Annotated in this window: 21 protein-coding genes; all 21 read right to left on the reverse strand. The window is 35.5% G+C overall.

Annotated features, from left to right (window positions below; translation table 11 throughout):
• Positions 1–788: 788 nt before the first annotated feature.
• The 21 genes from rfbA to AAGC65_RS13875 all read right to left on the reverse strand — a co-directional run bounded on the left by rfbA (position 789) and on the right by AAGC65_RS13875 (position 23064).
• Positions 789–1646, reverse strand: coding sequence for a glucose-1-phosphate thymidylyltransferase RfbA (gene rfbA / locus AAGC65_RS13775; RefSeq protein WP_343113039.1), 858 nt, complete (start codon positions 1644–1646; stop codon positions 789–791).
• A gap of 6 nt (positions 1647–1652) precedes the next feature.
• Complete coding sequence (rfbD, locus tag AAGC65_RS13780) at positions 1653–2519, reverse strand: dTDP-4-dehydrorhamnose reductase (protein WP_343113040.1); 867 nt, start codon at positions 2517–2519, stop codon at positions 1653–1655.
• 36 nt (positions 2520–2555) lie between these two features.
• Positions 2556–3110 carry a dTDP-4-dehydrorhamnose 3,5-epimerase gene (gene rfbC / locus AAGC65_RS13785; RefSeq protein ID WP_343113041.1) on the reverse strand — a complete coding sequence of 185 codons (555 nt, stop codon included), beginning with the start codon at positions 3108–3110 and terminating at the stop codon, positions 2556–2558.
• A 45-nt stretch (positions 3111–3155) separates the two neighbouring features.
• Positions 3156–4211, reverse strand: a complete 1056-nt coding sequence (gene rfbB / locus AAGC65_RS13790; RefSeq protein WP_343113042.1) for a dTDP-glucose 4,6-dehydratase — start codon at positions 4209–4211, stop codon at positions 3156–3158.
• A gap of 1018 nt (positions 4212–5229) precedes the next feature.
• On the reverse strand, positions 5230–6741 hold the full coding sequence (locus tag AAGC65_RS13795; protein WP_343113043.1) for a capsule assembly Wzi family protein: 1512 nt from the start codon (positions 6739–6741) through the stop codon (positions 5230–5232).
• Positions 6742–7159: 418 nt separating this feature from the next.
• Positions 7160–8563: a UDP-glucose 6-dehydrogenase gene (locus tag AAGC65_RS13800; protein WP_343113044.1), complete on the reverse strand. Its 1404-nt coding sequence runs from the start codon at positions 8561–8563 to the stop codon at positions 7160–7162.
• 176 nt (positions 8564–8739) lie between these two features.
• Entirely contained in the window at positions 8740–9684 is a 945-nt protein-coding gene (locus tag AAGC65_RS13805) for a GDP-L-fucose synthase (protein WP_343113045.1), read from the reverse strand.
• A 3-nt stretch (positions 9685–9687) separates the two neighbouring features.
• Positions 9688–10803, reverse strand: coding sequence for a GDP-mannose 4,6-dehydratase (gene gmd, locus AAGC65_RS13810; RefSeq protein ID WP_343113046.1), 1116 nt, complete (start codon positions 10801–10803; stop codon positions 9688–9690).
• Positions 10804–10888: 85 nt separating this feature from the next.
• Positions 10889–11941: an NAD-dependent epimerase gene (locus AAGC65_RS13815; RefSeq protein ID WP_343113047.1), complete on the reverse strand. Its 1053-nt coding sequence runs from the start codon at positions 11939–11941 to the stop codon at positions 10889–10891.
• A gap of 63 nt (positions 11942–12004) precedes the next feature.
• The gene (locus AAGC65_RS13820) at positions 12005–13120 is read right to left on the reverse strand and encodes a glycosyl hydrolase (protein WP_343113048.1); all 1116 of its coding nucleotides are present in this window, start codon (positions 13118–13120) and stop codon (positions 12005–12007) included.
• Positions 13121–13131: 11 nt separating this feature from the next.
• A complete protein-coding gene (locus AAGC65_RS13825; protein WP_343113049.1) occupies positions 13132–13896 on the reverse strand; it encodes a WecB/TagA/CpsF family glycosyltransferase in 765 nt (254 codons plus the stop codon).
• A 75-nt stretch (positions 13897–13971) separates the two neighbouring features.
• Positions 13972–15096 (reverse strand): glycosyltransferase family 4 protein, encoded by a 1125-nt coding sequence (locus AAGC65_RS13830; RefSeq protein WP_343113050.1) that lies wholly within the window; start codon positions 15094–15096, stop codon positions 13972–13974.
• Between the two features lie 2 nt (positions 15097–15098).
• Complete coding sequence (locus AAGC65_RS13835) at positions 15099–15653, reverse strand: hypothetical protein (RefSeq protein ID WP_343113051.1); 555 nt, start codon at positions 15651–15653, stop codon at positions 15099–15101.
• 39 nt (positions 15654–15692) lie between these two features.
• A complete protein-coding gene (locus AAGC65_RS13840) occupies positions 15693–16850 on the reverse strand; it encodes a glycosyltransferase (RefSeq protein WP_343113052.1) in 1158 nt (385 codons plus the stop codon).
• A gap of 98 nt (positions 16851–16948) precedes the next feature.
• A complete protein-coding gene (locus tag AAGC65_RS13845) occupies positions 16949–17443 on the reverse strand; it encodes a serine O-acetyltransferase (RefSeq protein ID WP_343113053.1) in 495 nt (164 codons plus the stop codon).
• Positions 17444–17490: 47 nt separating this feature from the next.
• Positions 17491–18270 (reverse strand): glycosyltransferase family 2 protein, encoded by a 780-nt coding sequence (locus AAGC65_RS13850; protein ID WP_343113054.1) that lies wholly within the window; start codon positions 18268–18270, stop codon positions 17491–17493.
• Between the two features lie 27 nt (positions 18271–18297).
• A complete protein-coding gene (locus AAGC65_RS13855) occupies positions 18298–18945 on the reverse strand; it encodes an acyltransferase (protein WP_343113055.1) in 648 nt (215 codons plus the stop codon).
• Between the two features lie 23 nt (positions 18946–18968).
• On the reverse strand, positions 18969–20333 hold the full coding sequence (locus AAGC65_RS13860) for a hypothetical protein (protein ID WP_343113056.1): 1365 nt from the start codon (positions 20331–20333) through the stop codon (positions 18969–18971).
• Positions 20334–20432: 99 nt separating this feature from the next.
• Complete coding sequence (locus AAGC65_RS13865) at positions 20433–21044, reverse strand: acyltransferase (protein ID WP_343113057.1); 612 nt, start codon at positions 21042–21044, stop codon at positions 20433–20435.
• A gap of 11 nt (positions 21045–21055) precedes the next feature.
• A complete protein-coding gene (locus AAGC65_RS13870; protein WP_343113058.1) occupies positions 21056–21709 on the reverse strand; it encodes a CatB-related O-acetyltransferase in 654 nt (217 codons plus the stop codon).
• Positions 21706–23064 (reverse strand): lipopolysaccharide biosynthesis protein, encoded by a 1359-nt coding sequence (locus AAGC65_RS13875; protein ID WP_343113059.1) that lies wholly within the window; start codon positions 23062–23064, stop codon positions 21706–21708. Before AAGC65_RS13875 ends, AAGC65_RS13870 begins: the two co-directional genes overlap by 4 nt.
• Between the last annotated feature and the right edge of the window lie 29 nt (positions 23065–23093).

Genomic DNA, 23093 nt, shown 5'->3' on the forward strand with positions numbered 1-23093 from the left:
CTGCTGCCGATGCCGCCGGCCATAATGATCGCATAATTGTTTTTATTCATGTGTAGGGGTATTTATGGGGTATATTTTAAATATCATAACTGAACCTATTCTGATCATTTAACGTGAACATTTGTGAATAATACACACCTGTTCAAACGCGGCTAAGATAAAACTTTCGTCATCATAAAAAGCCTAAAAAACATAGATTAACATATAATTAATCACAAGCTATTAAATACCTGATATTCAAACTAATCTCATAAATATAGGTCATCGACTATGCACTTTACAACCGAAAATAGTTGGTTGAATAATACAAATCTTAAGAAAACTTGCGTGAAGTCGACCTTAAATAAATTATTTCTTCAATAATTTTCGTTGTAGTTTTCACATTTCATTATTTTGGATTACTATTCTTAACAGTTTTAGCCATTTCTTTATCCCTATTATATAACTTCACATAAGTAAGAAATCCGAGGCCGATATGCGTTCATCCAATCGGCAGAAATTGCTCAACAAAAGATGGTAAATCCCAAAAATCAGTGCGAGATCAATTGTGTTAAAAGATATATAGAAATATCCTGCTAATAGCGTGTGCGATATTAGCAGGATAATACTGGTCTTTTTAAGTTAAAAAACCATATTGGGAGAATGAAATTTGAGTAAAACATACGCCTTCTAAAATGCGCACATCGCAATCTTTTCATGCGGTTTTGAATTAAATCTGAGCCGCATCATTTATACTACACCTTATTTAATAGCACACTGTGAACCAGTACACGATATAACAATATCAGCTACACTAACTTTTTAATATAAGCCCCGTAGCCGCTCTTAATATATTTTTCCCCTAATGCCATAAGCTGGTCATGGTCAATATAACCCATTCTGTAGGCTACCTCTTCAATACAACCAATCTTAGTATCCTGACGTTTTTCAATTACCCTCACAAACTCAGTTGCATCGCTTAAAGAATCAAAAGTACCGGTATCCAACCAGGCTGTTCCGCGATCCATGAGGCCAACCATTAAAGAACCGTTTTCGAGGTAAACTTTATTTACATCTGTAATTTCGTACTCACCTCTTGGCGATGGAGCTATATTTTTGGCTATCTCAACAACGCTGTTATCATAAAAGTATAAACCAGGAACCGCGTAATTTGATTTAGGGTTTAAAGGTTTTTCTTCAATTGAAAGTGCTTTAAAGCCTTTATCAAACTCAACCACACCATAACGTTCAGGATCTGCAACCGGATAGGCAAAAATAGCAGCTCCTGTTAAATCATTAAAGCTCTGAATAAGTTTACTAAAGCCCGAACCGTAAAAAATGTTATCTCCAAGCACAAGTGCCACTTTGTCTTTTCCAATAAACTGTTCGCCTATTACAAACGCCTGTGCAAGGCCGTTGGGTACTTCCTGAACAGCGTATTCAAATTTACAGCCAAGTTCCGCACCATCTCCTAACAATCGTTTAAAGCCATCACTATCTTCTGCAGTAGTTATAATCAATATCTCTTTTATACCTGCAAGCATCAATACAGATAAGGGATAATAAATCATCGGCTTATCATAAATAGGCATTAATTGTTTGCTTATCGCTTTGGTTATTGGATACAGGCGCGTTCCGGAACCGCCGGCAAGAATGATCCCTTTCATATTTTATTATTGTAGGTTGATACTCAAATTTTTGATGCACTCCGCCAGGCTATCGCGCCAGTAAGGAATGGTAATATTAAACGTAGTTTTAACTTTTGTTTTATCCATAACCGAAAAAGCCGGCCTGGTTGCTTTTGTTGGATACTCAAACGTACGGATTGGCAGCGTTTTAACCTGTGTTTCAGATATATCGAATATACCCTTGGCAAAATCATACCATGAAGTTACCCCTTCATTACTGTAATGATAAATCCCATATGCTTCAGAGTTTGAATTGATGATTTCTAATATGCAAGCAGCCAGATCAATAGCATAAGTAGGAGTACCTATCTGATCAGCAATAATTTTAAGTTCATCACGTTCGGCACCAAGCTTAAGCATGGTTTTAACAAAATTGTTTCCAAACTCTGAGTACAACCAGCTTGTTCTTAGTATAAAATGCTCCGGTAAAACATCAGCTATGACCTGCTCTCCCTGTAGTTTGGTTAAACCATAAACACTTATAGGTTCGGCAACATCAGTTTCTGTAAGCAAACTGGGACTATCACCTTTAAAAACAAAATCTGTTGATATATGAACTAAGATAGCACCAAATTCCTGGCATTTAATAGCCACGTTATGTGCCCCGGTTTTATTTACCTTACCAGCCAGCTCTACTTCATCCTCCGCTTTATCAACGGCGGTATAAGCCGCGCAGTTGATGGCATGAGTAGGTTTATAGGTTTCAAAAACATCCTGAAGCGCCTGTAGGTCAAGAATATTTGATTCCTCTTCAGGAAGAAAATGTATATAATCAATCCCCTTATCTGCTGCAACCTTTTTAAGGCACTGGCCCAGTTGTCCTGAAGCTCCAAATACTACAATATTTTTCATGGTAATGTATAAAAGTTGAAATGCTTTGAAGCTAAATTAAAATCCAAAATCGGGAGCGTCTTTCAAAAATGGTAGCTCAGCATCCTTTTCAGATACAATTAATTCATTGTTAGGCAGCTTCCAATCAATAGCCAAATCCGGATCTGCATAGTGCAAACCTCCTTCTGATTGTTTATTATAGTAGTTATCGCATTTATATTGAAATACAGCCTCGTCACTTAAAACAACAAAGCCGTGAGCAAAACCACGAGGAATAAAAAATTGCGTGTTATTTTTGGCAGAAAGCTCAACGCCATAGTACTGGCCGTAAGTTTCCGATCCTGCCCTAAGATCAACCGCAACATCAAGCACTTTGCCATGAGTAACCCTCACCAGTTTTGCCTGGGCATTTTCGCCTTTTTGAAGGTGTAAACCTCGAAACACACCCTTGGTAGAAAATGACTGATTATCCTGAACAAAATCTACAGTATAACCTACCGCCTGATTAAATGTGGTTGCGTTAAAAGATTCAAAAAAATAACCTCTTTCGTCATTAAAAACACGTGGATTTAGAATTATACAACCCTCAAGAGGGGTCTTGGTTATAGTCATTTTTGATGGATGTTTTGTAAATTAAACTATGATAACCGTTGCTAATTAACGGTTATCATACTGGTGCTCATAATAACTGGCATAAGCGCCGCTGGTTATATTATTAAGCCACTCCTGATTATTCAAAAACCAATCTATAGTTGCAGATAGGCCTTCTTCAAAGGTTACAGAAGGGCTCCAGCCTAATTCTTTATTTAGTTTACCTGCATCAATAGCGTAACGCAAATCATGACCCGGACGATCCTTTACATAAGTGATCAGTTTTTCACTTGTACCTGCTTCGCGGTTAAGCTTTTCATCCATTTGTTTGCACAGCAAGTGTACCAAATCGATATTCTGCCATTCGTTAAATCCACCAATATTATAGGTATCGCCTATTTTACCTTCATGGAAAATAAGGTCAATTGCCCTGGCATGGTCAATTACATACAACCAATCACGGGTGTATTTACCATCGCCATAAACCGGCAGCGGCTTATTGCTAATGATATTGTTGATCATCAACGGAATAAGTTTTTCCGGAAAGTGGTTCGGTCCATAATTGTTTGAACAGTTTGATATTTTTACCGGCAAACCGTAAGTATCATGATAAGCCCTTACAAAGTGATCAGAAGATGCCTTGCTGGCACTGTAAGGTGAATGCGGATCGTATTTGGTTTCCTCGGTAAATAAACCGGTTTCGCCCAATGCACCGTATACCTCATCGGTAGATACATGATAAAAAATATGCCCATTAAAATCATCTTTCCATTTGGTTTTGGCTACTTGTAATAAGTTTACAGTTCCAATAACGTTGGTATAAACAAAATCTAAAGGGCTAAGTATTGACCTGTCAACATGTGACTCTGCGGCCAAATGAATAACATCAGTTACATTATAAATTTCAAACAGCTGGGTTAGCTGGTCAACATTCAGAATATCGGCTTTTTCAAATTTGTAATTAGGAGCATCCTCAATATCCTTCAGATTTTCCAGATTACCGGCATAGGTTAAGGCATCAACATTTACAATGAGGTATTGAGGATATTGATTTACAAATCTACGAACTACGTGAGAGCCTATAAAACCGGCGCCTCCGGTAATTAAAATATTTCTTTTCATAAGCATTTATCATTGTTACTACAGATCGATGAGACTTTTTCATAATTTAAATTATTTTGTGCACACCTTTCTTTGTTTTTATTACACACCAATTTAAACACAATGGGATGCATTTTATTGGAGATCTTATATACCAAATTCCTGATCGTTAAAAAATCGCTCCAATTTAATATTTATACAAGGTAATCATCAAAGCAATCCATTATTAATCAGAACAAATTATAACTGATTAAGTGGGCAAATCTAAAGAACTAAACTAAATAATGATACAGCAATATTATATTTAATTCTCAAAAGTACTTGATTTTTTTAGCAATATAACTGTGATATAAAATTTCCTTAAAACCCAACATTACCCCTCCGATAAAGTCATTAACCTATTCATGTGCCAATATTTTCTAATGCCGATAAAAACGGGTAGTCAGACTGTTAGCAATGTTTAATATTAGATGAACATTAGTTATTAAATTAATCATAACGAATATCATTTTAATTTTGGTTATAGTTTTAAATATTAACTTAAAGTCATCAATATATTAATATTCACACAATTACACACCTGCGATACAATCTGTTATTAGTATGAGTAATTATACCTTTTAGTTACTATTTTAGAATAACCAACTATAAATTTAACGCCATGGTAACATTTATCAAAGGTGCAGCATACATTAAAAGCAAAGATTGTTGTGACATATGCTGTCCACAATGCAATGGTGATTTTATACAAAGAGCAGCCACTCATGGGCTTATGAAACTCATGTTAAAATCAATTAAGATGAATAGATATGTTTGCTTTGATTGCCATATACGATTTTATCAATAAAGCTCATTCATCATAACAATGGATGTATGTATATAATTTCACTTTGAGAGAACATTGAATTCAAAAACCTTGAAATTATTGATACTACAGTTTTTGCTATGACATGTTGCGTTATTTCCTTTTTAAAGAAAACGGGACATTGGAGTTTTAAGATATCGGAAACATCGCTAAGGATCGAATTTTCGTATATCGTTATAAAAATGATTTAGATACCTTTAAGATAACACCAAAGGAGTTGTATAATAACTCTCCATGATCAAATCCAACGTCATAGCCAACCTTGTAACCATTTCTCAATGGCCTGATGCCCTCCAGGTAAGCAGATAACTGATTTACTTTACGAAACGTGCCCGGATTTCTTGGCATTCTTATTACACTTATATTACCAACACTTACACTACGAAAAGGATCAGTTCCTGTTTCATACGTTCCCATGTTTTGAGAAAAAGACAATTTACCTGTATAAAACCACTGAAAGGCGTAAACCTGTGCTGCCATATGCAATGCACTTACACGATTATTGATAAAAAACTGATCCTTAGATTTACCCAGGTTATCCCTTGCATAAGACACAGGAGTAATAAAGGGAGTGCCTAAGCCAACGCCTTTGTATGACCAGCCTTCCAGGTATTCATAATTATTATAATAGTCTTCGGCACCGGATCTTGTTTTTTTTGAATCTACCTGGCCTGCTTGATTTGCCGTGTACAGAAACTCAAACAGTATTTTTTTCAAATACACATTACCAGATCTACGTTTGTTATTTGTTAAACTTATACCCCGAAGGCCATCTTCAATATTGGCAAGTGAACTTAGAGCTCCTTTATCATAAAAGCTTTGACTGTATAAAAATAAAGTAAAATCATTAAATTTATATTCGGCGCCAAGGTCTAACGAACCTAAATGATTACCCACCTTTGATTGAGCAGGTGCATATACCTGCCCCGTTATAACATGCCAATAGGTCTGCCAACCAGACAAGTTAAAGTGAGATCCAAAAACGCGTTTCTCATCACCCCACAAAGCTTCATGATTATAACCTGCCTGGAAATTAATCCTCCAGGAAGGCTTGCCAACTTTTACATAAAGCGAATTTTCTAAATAATAGGTCTTGAAATTTGCCGGCTCACTTCCATATTGTACCGAAGCATTGCCTGCATACCCATTAGCAAAAGAACCCTTAAAAGCAAATAACTTTCCAAAAATCGGAATGCTATAATAATCCGGAATACTTAGCATCACTTTAGGTATTCCTAAGGCATTTCCAGAAATGGAAAATGCACCAGAAGATAAAGCAGTATCAACAAGTCCCACAATATCTTTTGAACGCCCGGCTTTTAATTCAAAAATACCTGCACGTCCTTTCACAAATCCTTCTATTACATCAAAACGGGAATAATTACCAATATTGGCGCGCCCCTCAAAAGATGCTGCCCAATCAAAAGTTTTTGTAGTATCATAATCTTTACGGATACTTCCTATTAAACTCCCTGAGCCACCTGATAGCGGCATGCTACCAAATTGATTTGACCGAAACCAAAATGGCACAACACCTGATGTGGTTCCTATACCATCTGCTTCTAAACTAACATGCACATCCTTTATCTGAGCAGTAACTGTTGAATAAAAAAATAACACTGCTGCAAAAACTATAAGTCTCTTCATATAAATTTTATTTAGGGGATAATAAAAACTATTGAACAACAACCTTCAATTAATGTTTCTCAAAGGTTAATATTTATTTTATTAAAATTTCACAATACAATAAGCGTATACGCCATATACAATGATAGTAAAATTAAATTTTATTAAAAATAATTCAATAAAATTTAAAAAAATACACAAAATAGGAATATTTAATAAACAAGCACAAGAAATATAATTTAACCTTAGGGATACTTTTTATTAACACAATTAAACACAAAGGATTATGGCAGTTGATTTTAGAAATTAAATTACAGGCCCTCACGTAAAAATGGATGTGTAAATGATTACGGCTATATAACTATATTATATAGCCGTTAATTAGGTTCTTGATGAAAGGAAATGCTGGCATAGTATTAAAAAAAAAGGGTCAGGAAGTTTAAACTTCCTGACCCTTTTTTTTTAATACTATGCTTAATTAGCTGGAATGACTACCTATTGAGCGTACCTGGAAGCCAATAGCTCTTAATTTATCTGCATTAAGAAGATTACGGCCATCAAATATTTTAGCCGGCTTAAGCATGCTATCATAAATTCTTTGCCAATCGTAGCCCTTAAATTCGTCCCACTCAGTCAATATGGCTATAGCATGAGCATTTTTACAAGCCTCATAAGGATCTGTTATTACCTTTACGCCTTTTTTATTAACTTCAGGTGCTCTGGTATGTAAATAATCCAAATCGCCGTATACCTGCGTTTCTGGCACCTTCGGATCATAAACGGCTATATCTGCCTGCTCATTTAAAAGGTGATCAGCAACATAGATAGCCGCAGATTCGCGAGTATCATTGGTATCCTTTTTAAAGGCCCAACCCAAAAAGGTAATCTTTTTACCATTAACCGTGTTATACAGATTTTTAATGATCTGATTTGCAAAGCGGCGTTTTTGATGATCATTCATAATGATTACTTGTTCCCAGTAATCAGCAACTTCCTGCAAGCCATAGCTTCTGGCTATGTAAACCAGGTTTAAAATATCTTTTTGAAAGCATGAACCTCCAAAACCAACTGAAGCTTTTAAAAATTTAGGACCAATTCTACTGTCTGTTCCTATAGCTCTTGCTACTTCACTGATATCTGCTTCTGTTTGCTCGCATATTTCGGTGAGTGAGTTAATAGAAGAAACGCGTTGTGCCAAAAATGCATTAGCGGTAAGTTTTGATAACTCAGACGACCAAACGTTTGTGGTTAATATGCGTTCTTTCGGAATCCAGTTAGCATATACATCAACCAGCGCCTGAACAGCTACTTTACCTTCTGGTGTACTGTCGCCGCCTATCAACACACGATCTGGCTCGTCAAGATCTTCCATAGCGGTTCCTTCGGCCAAAAATTCAGGGTTCGATAATATCTGGAACTGAACGCCGCCACCAGTATGCGTAAGAATATCCTTAATGGCGCTGGCAGTTCTTACCGGCAGAGTAGATTTTTCAACAATAATCTTACTATCTTTTGATACACTTGCAATTTGTCTTGCACACAATTCAATCCATTTTAAATCAGCAGCCTGCCCCTTACCTGCTCCATAAGTTTTTGTTGGGGTATTAACCGATATAAATATCATCTGGGCTTCGTCGATCGCCTTATCAACATCAGTTGAAAAAAACAGATTACGCCCGCGTGCTTCGGCCACAACCTCACCTAAACCAGGCTCATAAACAGGGAGGTTCTTGGTATCAGGATCATTCCAGGCCGCAATACGTGCTTCGTTCAAGTCAACTACGGTAACCTTAATGTGGGGGCATTTTTTTGCTATTACTGCCATAGTTGGCCCCCCCACATATCCAGCACCTATACAGCAAATCTTCGTGATATTTTCCATTTATACTTATTTAATTAACACTATTTGGTAATCATATTAATCTAAATTCCAGTGCATTGCAGTAAGCGGCTATTTCTGCTTATCGCTTTATTAGCAATAGATTCAAAATAATCTTTAAATCATCTCCCCTAAATACTGCTGACTTTCCGGCCTAAGATAGCTTTTTGCTTGGTAAACTACGATTTAATACTATCTAAGTTTTTCTTTAAAAAGTCATCATAAGCCAATTGTATTCCCTGCTCAAGTTGAATTTTATGTTTCCAGCCCTGGCTATGCAGTTTACTTACATCCATTAGCTTACGTGGTGTACCATCTGGCTTAGATTCATCAAAAGTGATATCACCCTGATAATTAACAACTTTTTTAATGAGTAAGGCCAACTCTTTAATAGATATATCCTCCCCTGTTCCAATATTTACCAAACCAGGTTCGTTATAATTCTGCATTAAATAAAAGCAAGCTTCAGCTAAATCATCGGCAAACAAAAACTCACGTTTAGGTGAGCCGGTTCCCCATATGGTAACAGATGACAGGCCCTGCTCCTTAGCTTCATGAAAACGACGTATCAATGCAGGCAACACATGGGAGTTTTGCGGATGATAATTATCGTTATAGCCATAAAGATTAGTAGGCATTACCGATATAAAGTTGCAGCCATACTGATCACGATAAGCATCACACATTTTTATACCGGCAATTTTTGCAATCGCATACGGCTCATTGGTTGGTTCCAAAAGGCCGGTAAGCAAGTAATCTTCCTTCAATGGCTGAGGGGCCATCTTAGGATAAATACAGCTGGATCCTAAGAACATCAATTTCTTGGTGTTGTTTAGAAAAGCGTTATGAATTATATTGTTCTGTATCTGTAAATTATCATACAAAAAATCAGCACGGTAAGTATTATTGGCAATAATTCCGCCCACTTTTGCTGCAGCTAAAAACACATAATCAGGCTTTTCAAGAGCAAAAAAATCATTTACCTGCTTTTGGTCCCGGAGGTCAAGCTCTTCGGATGTCCGAAAAACAAAGTTATTATAACCCTCAGCTTTTAATTTACGAAATATGGCCGAGCCGACCATACCTCGATGACCTGCTATATATATTTTAGAAGATAACTCCATTAATTATTCAAATTGATTTTTTATAGTGTAACCAGAATCCTTGAGTAATTTTTCACGCTGAAATAACTCAACATCAGAGGTAACCATTTCACTTACCAAACCTTGCAAATCGTATTTAGGCTCCCAACCCAGTTTTGTTTTTGACTTTGTTGGATCGCCAATTAAAAGATCAACTTCTGTTGGCCTAAAATATTTCTCGTCAACGGCTACTACTTCTTTATTAATCGCAACCTGAAAATCGGGATTTGAACAACTTACTATATAACCTTTTTCAGCAGCACCCTCACCCCTGAATTCTACAGTAATTCCTAATTGACCAAATGCCAATCTTACAAACTCCCTTACTCTGGTTGTTACACCTGTAGCAATAACATAATCTTCAGGGGTTTCTTGTTGCAAAATCAGATACATTGCTTCAACGTAATCTTTAGCGTGTCCCCAATCCCTTTGTGCATCAAGGTTTCCTAAAAATAATTTATCTTGTAAACCCATTGCTATTTTAGCAACCGCTCTGGTTATTTTACGCGTAACGAAAGTCTCTCCGCGTAAAGGGCTCTCATGATTAAATAAGATACCATTACATGCATAAATGCCGTATGCTTCTCTGTAATTAACAGTTATCCAATAAGCATACATTTTGGCTACCGCATAAGGTGAGCGAGGATAAAAAGGAGTAGTTTCCGATTGTGGAACAGCCTGCACCAAGCCATACAATTCAGACGTTGAAGCCTGGTAGATTTTTGTTTTCTTCTCTAAACCCAATATGCGAATAGCTTCTAATAAACGGAGTGTTCCTATACCATCGGCATTAGCTGTATACTCAGGGGTATCAAAACTTACCTTAACATGAGACATAGCCCCAAGGTTGTATATTTCGTCAGGCTGTACTTGCTGAATAATACGTATAAGGTTAGTTGAATCACTTAAATCACCATAATGCAAAATCAACTTTAGTTCCGAATCATGCGGATCCTGGTATAAATGATCTATTCTGTCTGTGTTAAATAATGAACTCCTACGTTTTATGCCATGCACCTCATATCCTTTTTTTAGTAGCAATTCCGTTAAGTAGGCTCCATCCTGGCCAGTTATACCTGTAATTAAGGCTCTTTTATTCATGTGGTATTTTTTTATTTAATGATTAAGTATTAGTAATAAGCAATTTGCTGAAATTAGATTACTCGCATTCAACAGTCTTTTAATTTTAACGATAGAATTCCCTGTACCATTTAACAAACTCTTCAATGCCATGATTTAAAGTTGTAGTAGGGTGATAAGCAGTTTTTTCAATTAATGAATCAATATTGGCATAAGTAGATACAACATCGCCGGGTTGCATTGGTTCAAAATTCTTTATTGACTCAACCCCTAAATTTCTTTCCAAGATCTCAATAAAATCCATAAGCTTTGTCGGACTATTATTCCCTATATTATATATAGCAAAAGGTGCCGAGGAGTTAGAAGGTAGAGGCTCTTTTGAAAACTGTTCCGGATTAGGGCTCGGCACTTCGGTAGCAAGCCTATAAACCCCTTCTACGATGTCATCAATATAGGTAAAATCTCTCATCATTTCACCATGATTAAATACAGATATCGGCTTACCTTGTAAAATTGCTTTTGTAAATAACATCGGGGCCATATCCGGCCGCCCCCAAGGGCCATAAACCGTAAAGAAACGAACTCCTGTTGTAGGCAAATTATATATATGGCTGTAAACATGCGCCATTAGCTCGTTGCTCCTTTTTGTTGCGGCATAAAGCGATACCGGATGATCAACATTATGGCTGGTTGAAAAAACAGCGTCCTGGTTTAAACCATATGTACTTGAACTACTTGCATAAAGTAAGTGCTTTATATTGAATTTACGGCTACACTCTAAAATATTTAAAAAGCCCTCTACGTTGCTTTTAACGTAGGCATGAGGATTTTCTAAGCTATATCTTACACCTGCCTGAGCTGCCAAATTGATAACAATATCCGGTTGCTCTGTCTTAAAAAGCTCTAATAAATTTGCCTCGTCTTCGAGTAAAAGATTATAAAACCGATAGCTTGGGTATTTATTACTGATTACCGGTTTGCTATATTCAATGCTTTCCTTTTCGATCCCTGATACGGCTAAACGTCCATATTTTAGTCCTACATCATAATAATCGTTAATACTATCCAATCCAACAACCTGGTGTCCTAAATTTAAAAATTTTTCTGCTAAGTGAAAGCCAATAAAACCTGCAGTACCCGTAATTAGTATTTTCATCATAAGTTAAATTCGAAATAAAAAAAATGAATAACATCATTCATCGCACAAGCCAGTGAGATATAATCACTTATAAATCCAATTCTTAGGCTTATCATTTAAAAAAAGGATGTTGTGATTCTTGGAAAAATCCATAAAATCGTCAGCACTTGCTTGTCCCTTAAACGTATCGAAATAATCGTCAGGCTTATAATAACCCCAAATTAATATATACGAAAGACCTGAGTTCTTTAAAACAGGATAAAGATTGTTTGTCCACCAATTCTTGATAGGCATATTTTTATATCCCGTTTCAGTAAAAGCCCATATCTTTTGTTTTTGTTGACCAAGCTGTCTTACTACCTTGACCATTTGTAATGCTTTTGGCGTAAACAAATTCACTGAATCATTGTCTATTTTGGGACCATCATAAAAATCAAATCCCAGGATATCTACGTATTTATCGCCCGGATATCGATTTAGGTATTGCTCCTGCGTTTCAAAAGCATCGGTGCTATATGCATAAAGTAAATTATGCACATGTTTAACACGGGTTAAATAGTTAACCGTGAATTGCCAAAGTTTGGCGTACTGCTCGGGAGTGCACTGACCATTACCCCACCAAAACCAATTGCCGGTATTTTCATGAAACGGTCTGAAAATTAGCGGTATTAACTCTCCATTAGGCCCTTTCAAATTAGTAACAAAATTAGCCAGGGTATCCAACCATGATCTGTATCGATTTAGGTTAGATGGATTGGAAAACAACCGGCTCACCGTTGAATCAACTAACTTGGTGGTTCTTACAATTTCTGTAGGAGCAACCGGGTTATTAAAATGCCAGGATATTGTATTTACCCCACCCTGCGCATAAACAAATTTTATATACCTGGAAATATTATCAAACGGAATACTTTCAATATTTCTCTTTTTTCCTACTTCAAGCCATCCCAAATCCCAACCAAATACAAATGGATAAGATCCGGACAACTCTTTTACATTCGAGCGATCAAATTGATTATCCCAACCTGCTCCGTGTGCCAAATCATTTTGATGTCCGTATAATACGCCCTTAAAAGCTATTCCCTTAAGATTTTGATAAAGTTTCTTGGTTTCCCTTGTAGCATCCTTATCAATAGGCAAATCCTGCCCCATAGCCTTAAACGCAAATATTATAAGTAAGAACGCATATAAACTTTTCATTGTTCGTGATTTTATTTACCTGGGGATTCAAAAGGGTTTTTGTACAGCCCTAATTTGTTTTTTAATATGTAAAAGAAAAATGGCATATCATCAACTAAATAACGCTTCCATAATCTTTTAGGCTCCTTAATTATCCTGTAAAGCCATTCAAGATAAAGTTTTTGAAAAAGAATAGGTGCCCTGTCTATATTTCCGGCTTCAAAATCTATCGTAGCTCCCAAAGCCATAAATATCTTTACATGAGGCATCAAACTTTTATACTTCATTATCCATTTTTCCTGCTTTGGAGCACCAACGCCTACCACCAGCACATTACAGCCTGAATTATTAATGATATCAATTATATCGTTACATTCTTCCTCATCCAGTTCAAATCCAATAGAAGGAGAATGTGCTCCTACAACGATATCCCACCCTGTCTTATTATTTATATTCTCCATTGCCTTTAAAGCCACCCCCTCTTTTGCCCCCAGCAGGAACATCTTAGTTGATCTATTATCTTTGTGATACTCATAAAACATAGGTAATAGTGATGACCCCGGAATCACCTCTTTAAAAGGCTTATTAAGAAAGTTAGCGGCAAGGCCTAATATATTGCTATCGCATATAATCCATTCTGCTTTCTTATATTGATTATAAAAATCCTCATCCTTTTGTAATTTCACCAGATGGTCAACATTTGGTGTAAACAATACTCCCTCAGTTAAATTACTTAACAAGTCCTTTTTACTGATTGAATTAATTTTAATATTTAAGATGGTATTGATACTCATCATGATATGTTTTAACTATTGATTATTATTTTTATAAAATTAACAGATATTTGTTACCTAAATGTAAAGCTTACAACCTTATTGTTTAATTCTTAATAAGTCATAGCCACTTAATAAGGATTTTTCAACCACTTTTTCTACATAATTAGATAAAACCCTTTGGTAAACTTTATCTGAAAAACTTTCCCAGGTTTTGTTATTCCATATTTCGGCTATTGCAGCAGCATACAATGCCGGATCATACTCATGGACAACAAGTTTAGGATCATTTACTATGCTTTCATTAAATCCGGCAGTACTCGTAATCGGAACTACGCCACAACCCATAGCCTCGGTGAGTGAATTTGAATGGCCTTCTCTTTTTTCCTTGGAAGGAAAAACAAAAAAATGCGCCAATTGAAGATATTTATAAATGTCCTTAAAATCCATCCGGCCATGAAATATTACCTCATTCTTAATCCCGTAATCCGCTGCCCTGTTACTCAATAAAGTATAATATTCATCCTCATAAGAGCCAATTATATCCAAGTTTATTTGAAAACCGAGTTGTTTAAGCTTATGGCAAACATCAATAGTAAAGTCCACATTTTTATCCGGGACTACACGCCCAAAATAAATAAGCCTCAAAACCTGGTCTTGCCCTCTTTTTAAATTATTAGGCCCAACAAAATCATCCATAATATAATTAGGGTAGTATACAGATGACTTATTAAATTTTTCATTCAGGAACACCACATAATCATATCCCTGACAAAGTACCATTGAAGAACTTAATAATGTAGACCGCATAAAATACTGATAAAACTTACCTCTTGATTCATAAGCCTCTATCATACCACCATTTCGAATTTCATAAACGGTTTTAACACCAAAAAGGTTAGCCGTTTTTATAAAAAACCATTCAAAAACAATCTGATTAAGATAAAAACCTGCTACATGGAACCTGTAGTTCTTGTTTTTTACAAAGTAAAAAATGAGGCGTATCCAGATTTTGAATAATTGCGCAAATAATATGACCTGATCCAACTTCGAATCTGATTTCTTGGCGGGTTTTTCTACCAACAAAACTTCATAGCCATTTTTCCTTAATACTTCTATCGTCTTTCTGCAACCCGCTTCGGCACCGCCACTTTTGAACCCTTTTGTAAGATTCCCAACAGGCGCATAAAAAATAATTGTATCACTGTTATGACTTTCTTTCATTATTACTCTGCAATTTGTCTTTTTACAATTTGGGCCGGAATTCCAGCTAATACGATATTATCTTCATTAAACGATTTGTTGACAACAGCATTGGCCCCAATACTAACATTATTGCCAATTTTAATGTCGCCATACAACTTTGCACCCGGACCTATGTATACATCATTTCCTATATTAGGCGCCCCACCTTTACTGGCGCCTATATTTACACAAACATGTATTCTGGCGTTTTTACCAATTACCGCTTCTTTGGATATCACAATTGTACCATAATGCGGTAGTGACAAGCCTTCCTGACATACGTTAGGAGGAATAGAAAAACCTAACTTTAAGGCATACCGCTTATAATTAAGCCAAAGCAGTAAGTAATATAGCCTGGTAAAAATATTTGTAGATGTATTCTTATAGTATTCTACCCTTCTTAATTTTTTAATAAACCGCCACCTTGGATTTGAAAGATGTGCCTTCAAGAGGTTAACTTTAGACTTTGGGTTGAATCCCATTGCTAATGCATCCTGAAATAGATAATGTTTGTAGTCCCGATAATTTCTTATCATAATACCATTAATAGGGTGTATAAATAATTAATCAACGTTCTATGCACACAAATACTCGACCATTGATTCAAGATGGCTTTTTTGAATACTATTTATAACATCAAATCTGTTTAACCCATTTTCTTTTAAAGAATTATAAATGGCAGGATCTTCAAGTTGCAGAATCCTGTTTTTTATTTCCTGAACTGCATAAGGGTTACTGTACGACGCTGCGATACCACAAATTTCATATATAGATGTAAAAGGCGACGCTATTACCGGTGTTCCGTATTTCATAGCCTCTATTGGAGGATAACCAAAGCCCTCATTTAGCGACATATATATTAAACTGAAAGCGTTTTTGAAGAGAAGCTTTAAAAACCCTTCGCTAACAAAATCATAAAAAATAAATCTTTCAGGATTTTTCAGATGCTTTAAATAAAAGTTTTTATTGGCAACTCCTGTTATGATCACTTTCCGGGTCAGTTCCTTATTTTCTGTAAACAACTGATCAAGAGCAATAGCAGATCTGAGGTTGTTTTTAATCCACCTGTTACCATTTAAAAGCAAATAATATCCCCGCTCATTAAGTGTTTCTTCAGGCTCATCATTGTTATCAATATCTGTTACATCCGGGCTATAAAATACGTTTATATCTTGTTTATACTCGGGATAGTAAGCCTTTATAGCGAATTTTGAATGATTTGAAACTGTGATAATTTTGGCCTTTTCCAGCAATTTTGAGTAATAAGAATATTTTTTATTATATAAACGTTTTCTGAGTACAATCTTGGCCAAAGCCTTCAGTTTCCCCTGCAATCCGTTTATATACTTTAAGGAATCCACACCAGGAATCAACTCCAGGTCGCGTAAACCATGTATAGTTGTAACTGTTTCGCAGTCAATATCCAATAATTCCAGAAAGTTAAAACCGATGTTATGAGTTAGCGCAAAATAACATCTGTTTATTTGATTATTAACAATAACTTCTTTGATCGTCTGCTTCCGGATATCCACCAATACCCCACCACGTTCTTCAAGTAATTTAGTCAAATTGGCGTCGACCGGCATTTTGGAATCAAACAGAGCGAAAATCCGAATGCCCGGTTTTTCTGACTTCATTAATTCCAGGAATATCTTAATAGCATATTTACCCCCTCCATGTACTTTTTCGCCCATGATAGGTTGCGTTGCAATTAAATCAAAAAGTAAGTTCATTATATATGTACTTTAAACTATTGTCAATTAATCTTGTTAAATCGATTAAGCAATATCAGTGTCTCTCCAGGTAATATTGATAAAGACAATTAATGTTATTAATCAATTTTTATAACCCGTGCCGGATTGCCAACCACTGTTGCGTTTGGTGGAACATCCTTTACAACTACACTACCTGATCCAATTACTGCATTGTCGCCCACGGTTATATTACCAATGATACAAACATGAGCTCCAATATTCACGTTAGTCCCTATAACCGGACATCGTTTATCGCTCCCACCTTTATTTCCAATTGTTGTGGAATGTCTTATTGTACAATTAGATCCTACTATCGTATTCTTATGTATAACCAGAGCTTGTCCGTGAAATAGTTTAAGATCTTTGCCAATAGTTGTGGAACATGGCAACTCTATTCCTAAAATCCATTCAACAAAAAACTTGTAAAGTATCAGATGAGGGATAAAAAGTATTTTTAGCGCTTTTCTTTTTTTAGAGTAGTTACCAATTCTATATAATACTAAAATGAAACGCCCCTTGGTATTACCCGCGTTAGCCTTCCAATCTTGAAAAACAAATTTTATAAAACCCATTTCAGTTTAATAATTGCGTAAATGCAGATTTTAAAACTTTCTACTTATTACTGAGATATCAAATGATATTTTACAAAAAGTCTTTTTACTTGCGCTTTGAACGTATAGTAATAGATTTTACGTAACGTTTTACCATACGCTGGTGCACCATTCTTAAGCAATGTTATTTTAATATCATTTAAAAACTTCAATGCACTGGTGGCCGTTTTAGTTCCTTCCCATTTACGAAATCCAGCTATCGGCTTTTCATTATAAGAATAAATAGGGCCATAGTTAAGCAGCCTTAACCACAAATCCAGATCCATACAATAATGAATAGCTTCATTTACATAGTTTACCTGCTTTAATATCTTCACCGAATAAAAGGATCCTTGCTGAATTACATCATAATTTTCCTTAAGCAGATAAGATTTGTCACCTATAACTCCATTCCTGAGTTTTATTGATTTACTATCTTTATCTATATATTCAATGATGCCCCCATAATAAATTGAGCCGTCGTTATTCTTGTTATACAACTTTACTATTTGCTCAATGCAATCAGGGTATAATATATCATCAGAGTTTATCCAACCTGTCAGCTCTCCCTTGGCAAGCCTAAAGCCTTTATTGATGGCGTCTGACTGTCCCTTATCCTTTTCGTGAATAATGATGTCAATCCTATCCTTATATCGATTAACAACTTCCATTGTTTGATCAGTCGATCCCCCGTCTACAATGATGTATTGAATATTTTTATAGGTTTGATTCAATACACTCAATATAGTTTCCTCAATAAACTGTCCTTGATTATATGACGGTGTAACTACTGTAATTAACGGCTCCATATCTTATATTTAATAAACATTTACAAACTATTTCCAATTAACATTTCTTTTGATGACTTTGGCAGGGTTTCCGCCTATTAAAGTATTCTCCTCATAAAATGCATCTTTAACCACAGAATTGGCAGCAACAATGCAATTATCCGGGATACGGCTTCCTTTATAAAAGAAACAATTACAACCGATCCATACATGATTCCCTATTGCTATCTCATTATTCTTGTCATCCTTTTTTCCTTCATATTCCAACTGGTGAAAATTATCATCCAAAAACTGCGTGTTCCAGGATATAGAACAATCATCACCAATAGTTAGCTTATGCATTATGATAAGAAGGCTATTCGCATTAATAAAACCACCGCTCCCAATATTTACAACTCCCTGAGGGCCTATATCAAATCTGCAGCCTTTTGCAATTGAGTAATCACCTCTAATATTCAACTTGCCTCTAATATTTAAATAAGTAGCATCCTTTTTAAAAGTAAAACCAAGCTTCTTTAATCCAATTTTTAAGGTTCCGCCTGATTTAATATTGGCCATACCCTCAACATATGTATTTGAACTTGATAAAACAGTTATCTTGTAGCAAACTTTATAATATATTAAACGCAGAACTACACCTATAAAGCTGGTTTTAACAGCTTTGCACTGTGCATATATCCTTTGGTATTTATTCATATAACAACTGACAATTAGCCTGTTTAAATTCCATTTTTAATCAATCTTGCATTACTGCTCATGACATTAGCGAATGATCTGGTACCCTTAGCTGTTAAAACATACATCATTGAGAAAAAGAGTATAACCGGAGCAAAAGTTATCTCTATACCAAAAAACGATGTAAATAGTAGTGCTATTAAATATATTGCTGATAAATACGAGAATGTGAACTTTCTGTGCTTTAAAAAGAATTTTATATAACCCACAAATACCCATGTAAATAAAACCATTCCTATTATGCCAGTTTGCAACAACAATATTGACCAAACAATATCTGCTGTATCAATTTGCGTAGTGTGATTCTGATCATCAACGAGGCCTATTAAAAAACTTAGCTTCTTGACTATAGCTGAATTTTCATTTGCCATACCAATCCCCAATAATGTTGTTTTCAGTCCCTTATTGGTTACATATACAAATCGCTCATAAAAATGCAGGGCTCTGAACTGAGTTGTAGATAACTCTCCCACATCGCTATTACTGGATACATCATTCAAACTAATAGAGTTCGAAAAACTTTGAACATCACTAAACCCCTGATTCAATCTTTTGCTTTGTATCTGGGAGATTATAAACAGCAAAAACCAACCGCTAAAAACCAATAAGGCAATGTCTGTAACTTTCAATTTACGGTTATGAAAAAACACAGCTATAATGCCTATAATGGCTGTAACTAAGGAGTTTCTATTAAAAGAGACTACAATGGCAGTAAATATGATTATTGCATAAACTAATAATTTCACATCAAATTTTACAGTAAGCTTTTTTACATAATACATTAGCATAAATATTGTAAAATAAGGTAGATTGTAAAATCTGGAGAAACCGCCAACTTTCTCTTTTGTTATTACGTTATCGGTTTGCAATGCTGATAATATTGCTTTCCCCGTTATAGCCTGAAGGATAAAAATAAAGCAGCAAAAAGTAATCATGGTTGCAATCCAGCCAACAACCTTTTCAATCACCTTATAGTCATACCTTAAAAATAAAACAGGAGCTATAAAAAACAGGTATAACCTAAAAACCGATACAACTACTTTAACTTCAATACCCAGAAAAAAGATCGAGTAAAAAGCCATGAAAATTATAAAGCCCAGATATAGCTTTAAAGGAAGTATGATATGCTTTCGTAAAGAGATATATTGGTAATCTTTAATTAGTGTTATTACCAGAATTAACGACACCCAATCATACGGTTTTGTAATAATCGGATTTAAATTAATTAAACTAACGGGCACTATTTGAAAACATGCCGTTACCTGTAGAAAAAGTATAAACAAATTCTCAGCATATCTTTTTTGATATAAGGTGTACCAGTAAGCAATAAAAACAATTAAACCAACCATAAATTTTTAAGCAAAACCACTGGATATTAATACCTATACAAGGTATTGTTTAAACAGAGCCTTAAGTATATTACATTCGCAATTCCCACCTATTGGATCTTACACCAGCACCCCATCAATCATTCTGATGAATTTTGCTGGGTTTCCGGCCCATATTTGATTTGCAGGAATACTTTTTGTAACCACGCTGCCAGCCCCTACAATTGAACGCTCTCCAATTGTAACTCCTTTAAGAATTATAGAATTTGCTCCAATAAAAGCATCATCACCAATTACTATAGGACTATTATTTATTTTTGAAATATCGTGCACTCGCCTCGCCTCGTAATCCAACGGGTGAAAATCAGTATCCCAAATACATACATTACCACCACAGTTAACGTATTTGCCAATTTTGATACTGTTTGAGCAGTATATAGATACTCCTGAAAAGCCAGAATGATCTCCAATTTCCAGTACGGCTCCCTGGGTTACAGCAATTGTACATGCTTTATATAAGCCAACCATATTTGAAGACAAAGCGCTCTTAAATGTTACCTTTTCTCCCAATTTGCACCTTCCATTATTGATAATTTTCATCTTTCCAATAATAGTCGGACTGGTAACAAACTCTACCCGTTTCTGTTTAAGAACGAATAAATTATACTTAGCCGCAAATAAATTGGCCAGATATCTGTAAGGAGAGAGAATTATATATTTTAAGTATTTCATAGTCCTCAACCTTAAAATTGCTTTAAAAACTCATCTACATCAAAAAATAACTCTTCCACCTTTTTGTAGGTTTCCTCATCTCTGTCCCACCATTTTATTTGAAGTAACTTGGCTATTTTATCCTCATCAAACCTATAGCCAATAACTTTTATCGGGCATCCAACTGCGATAGCATAAGGCGGAATATCTTTTGACACCACCGCGCCCGCACCAATAACTGCACCATCCGCAATATTAGCACCATCCAATATGGTAACATTAGCCCCTATGAAAACATCATTTCCTATAGTAATATGTTTTCTTTCCTCTACCTTATTTGTCTTACTATATGTAAACCCAACCTGATTTTCAACAGAATAAAATGCAGGCGATGTTGATATGCCATTAATGGGATGAATCCCCCACCCACATACAAGATTAGGCCCCAAAGAGCAAAACTTACCTACCGAGGTTTGCGATATGCGTGCGTTAGGCCCTATGGCTGTACCAAAGCCAACAGATACATCAAACAAGTAATGCACTTTGCTTATTTTTGATTTAGGGTTTATGTTACACCTAACTTGCTGACTTGTAAAATAATCCCAATGCAGCCGGCCTGTTGCTGTTCCCAATAACAAGCTTTTGCTATTCTTAAAAAGAATTTTCAAACCATTTAAGAAACTCATTGGTTCCAAATTTTAGATGTTGAACCATTAAGAATTTTATTGCTTTGAATAGCAAAAAATATCCCCAAAATTAGATAAACAACTATATTAGATAAGGTAACACCTGATATACCTATATATTTAGAAAAGAATATAGCTAAAGGTATATTGATAACCGTTCCTACAATTACAAGATATAACTGTAACCTGATTTTCCCTACTCCATTCAGGAAAAATACGTGCATGGTTTGCCAGCAATATATAATAGCCTGAAAGGCCATTACGAAGGAAACAAAAAATGGAACCTCTACCTTATGGTGCAACCATATGTTATATATAAAAGGAGAAAGCAATAATAAAACGATGGCTACCCCACTCAAAACTGCCCAATATAATCTCATCCTTTTTAAAGTACGCCTCATCCATGCCGTATCACCTTTCGTATTTGCGTCTGTAAAAGCGCTCCACAAGGGAGTTACTATAATCGTAAACACCATTGTAATTGATGAAAATAACTTATAGGCAATATTAAATACCGTTACCTCTTTAGGCCCAAACAATTGCGCAATTACTATATTATCCGTTTGAAACAATATCAGCGCACCAATTTGTATAAAGAAAAAAATACCCCCTACACCAAGCAGTGATTTAGCAAATTTAAAATTGACTAATTTAATACTGGGTAGGTATTTCCTGTAAGTGGTTGCATAAAACCAAATACTGGCGGCTATTTGCGTAAAAACCGGTACGCCTCCAAGAACGAAGACCAGTTTCAATAGGGAGCCTTTTGTTGTTTTGGCCAGAATAAAAATAATTACACAACTCCCAATTTGGGATAATACATTGATTAAAGAAACCTTTGAAGGCTCATGGTTAGCTATAAGTACAACCTGAATTAGTTGTACAAAAAATTGCACACAAAAAATACATATTAAAACCAGGGCCAATAAGTTCAGGCCGTTAGGATCAGAGGTCTTGGTATTTAATATTGCACCCCAATTAATATATTTATTAGCAATATTGAACCCGATTAATAAAATGATGGAAATGATCCCTAATATGGCATAGGTGGTACTAACATATATTCTGGCACTGGTATAATCTTCCAGGGCATTAGCTTCGGCCAGTTTATTTTTTAATCCGTTACCCAGTCCCACATCAAAAAAGTTGAACCATGTGATTACCGAGCTCAGCGTTAACCACATCCCGTACTGAGTCGAGTCAACATAATTAATAGTCATAGGAATCAAAATAAATCCTGTGGCTATACTTATACCTCTCAACAAAAAAGAAATTGCTATATTCTTTTTCGCCTTTAAGGTGCGTTCATGACCCGAAGAAAAAAAACCTTTTATTTTTAAAGAAATACCCGTCATTATTTACTGAATTAATAAGAATTGAGAAG

The sequence above is a fragment of the Mucilaginibacter sp. genome (genome assembly GCF_039207105.1).
GTDB lineage: Bacteria > Bacteroidota > Bacteroidia > Sphingobacteriales > Sphingobacteriaceae > Mucilaginibacter.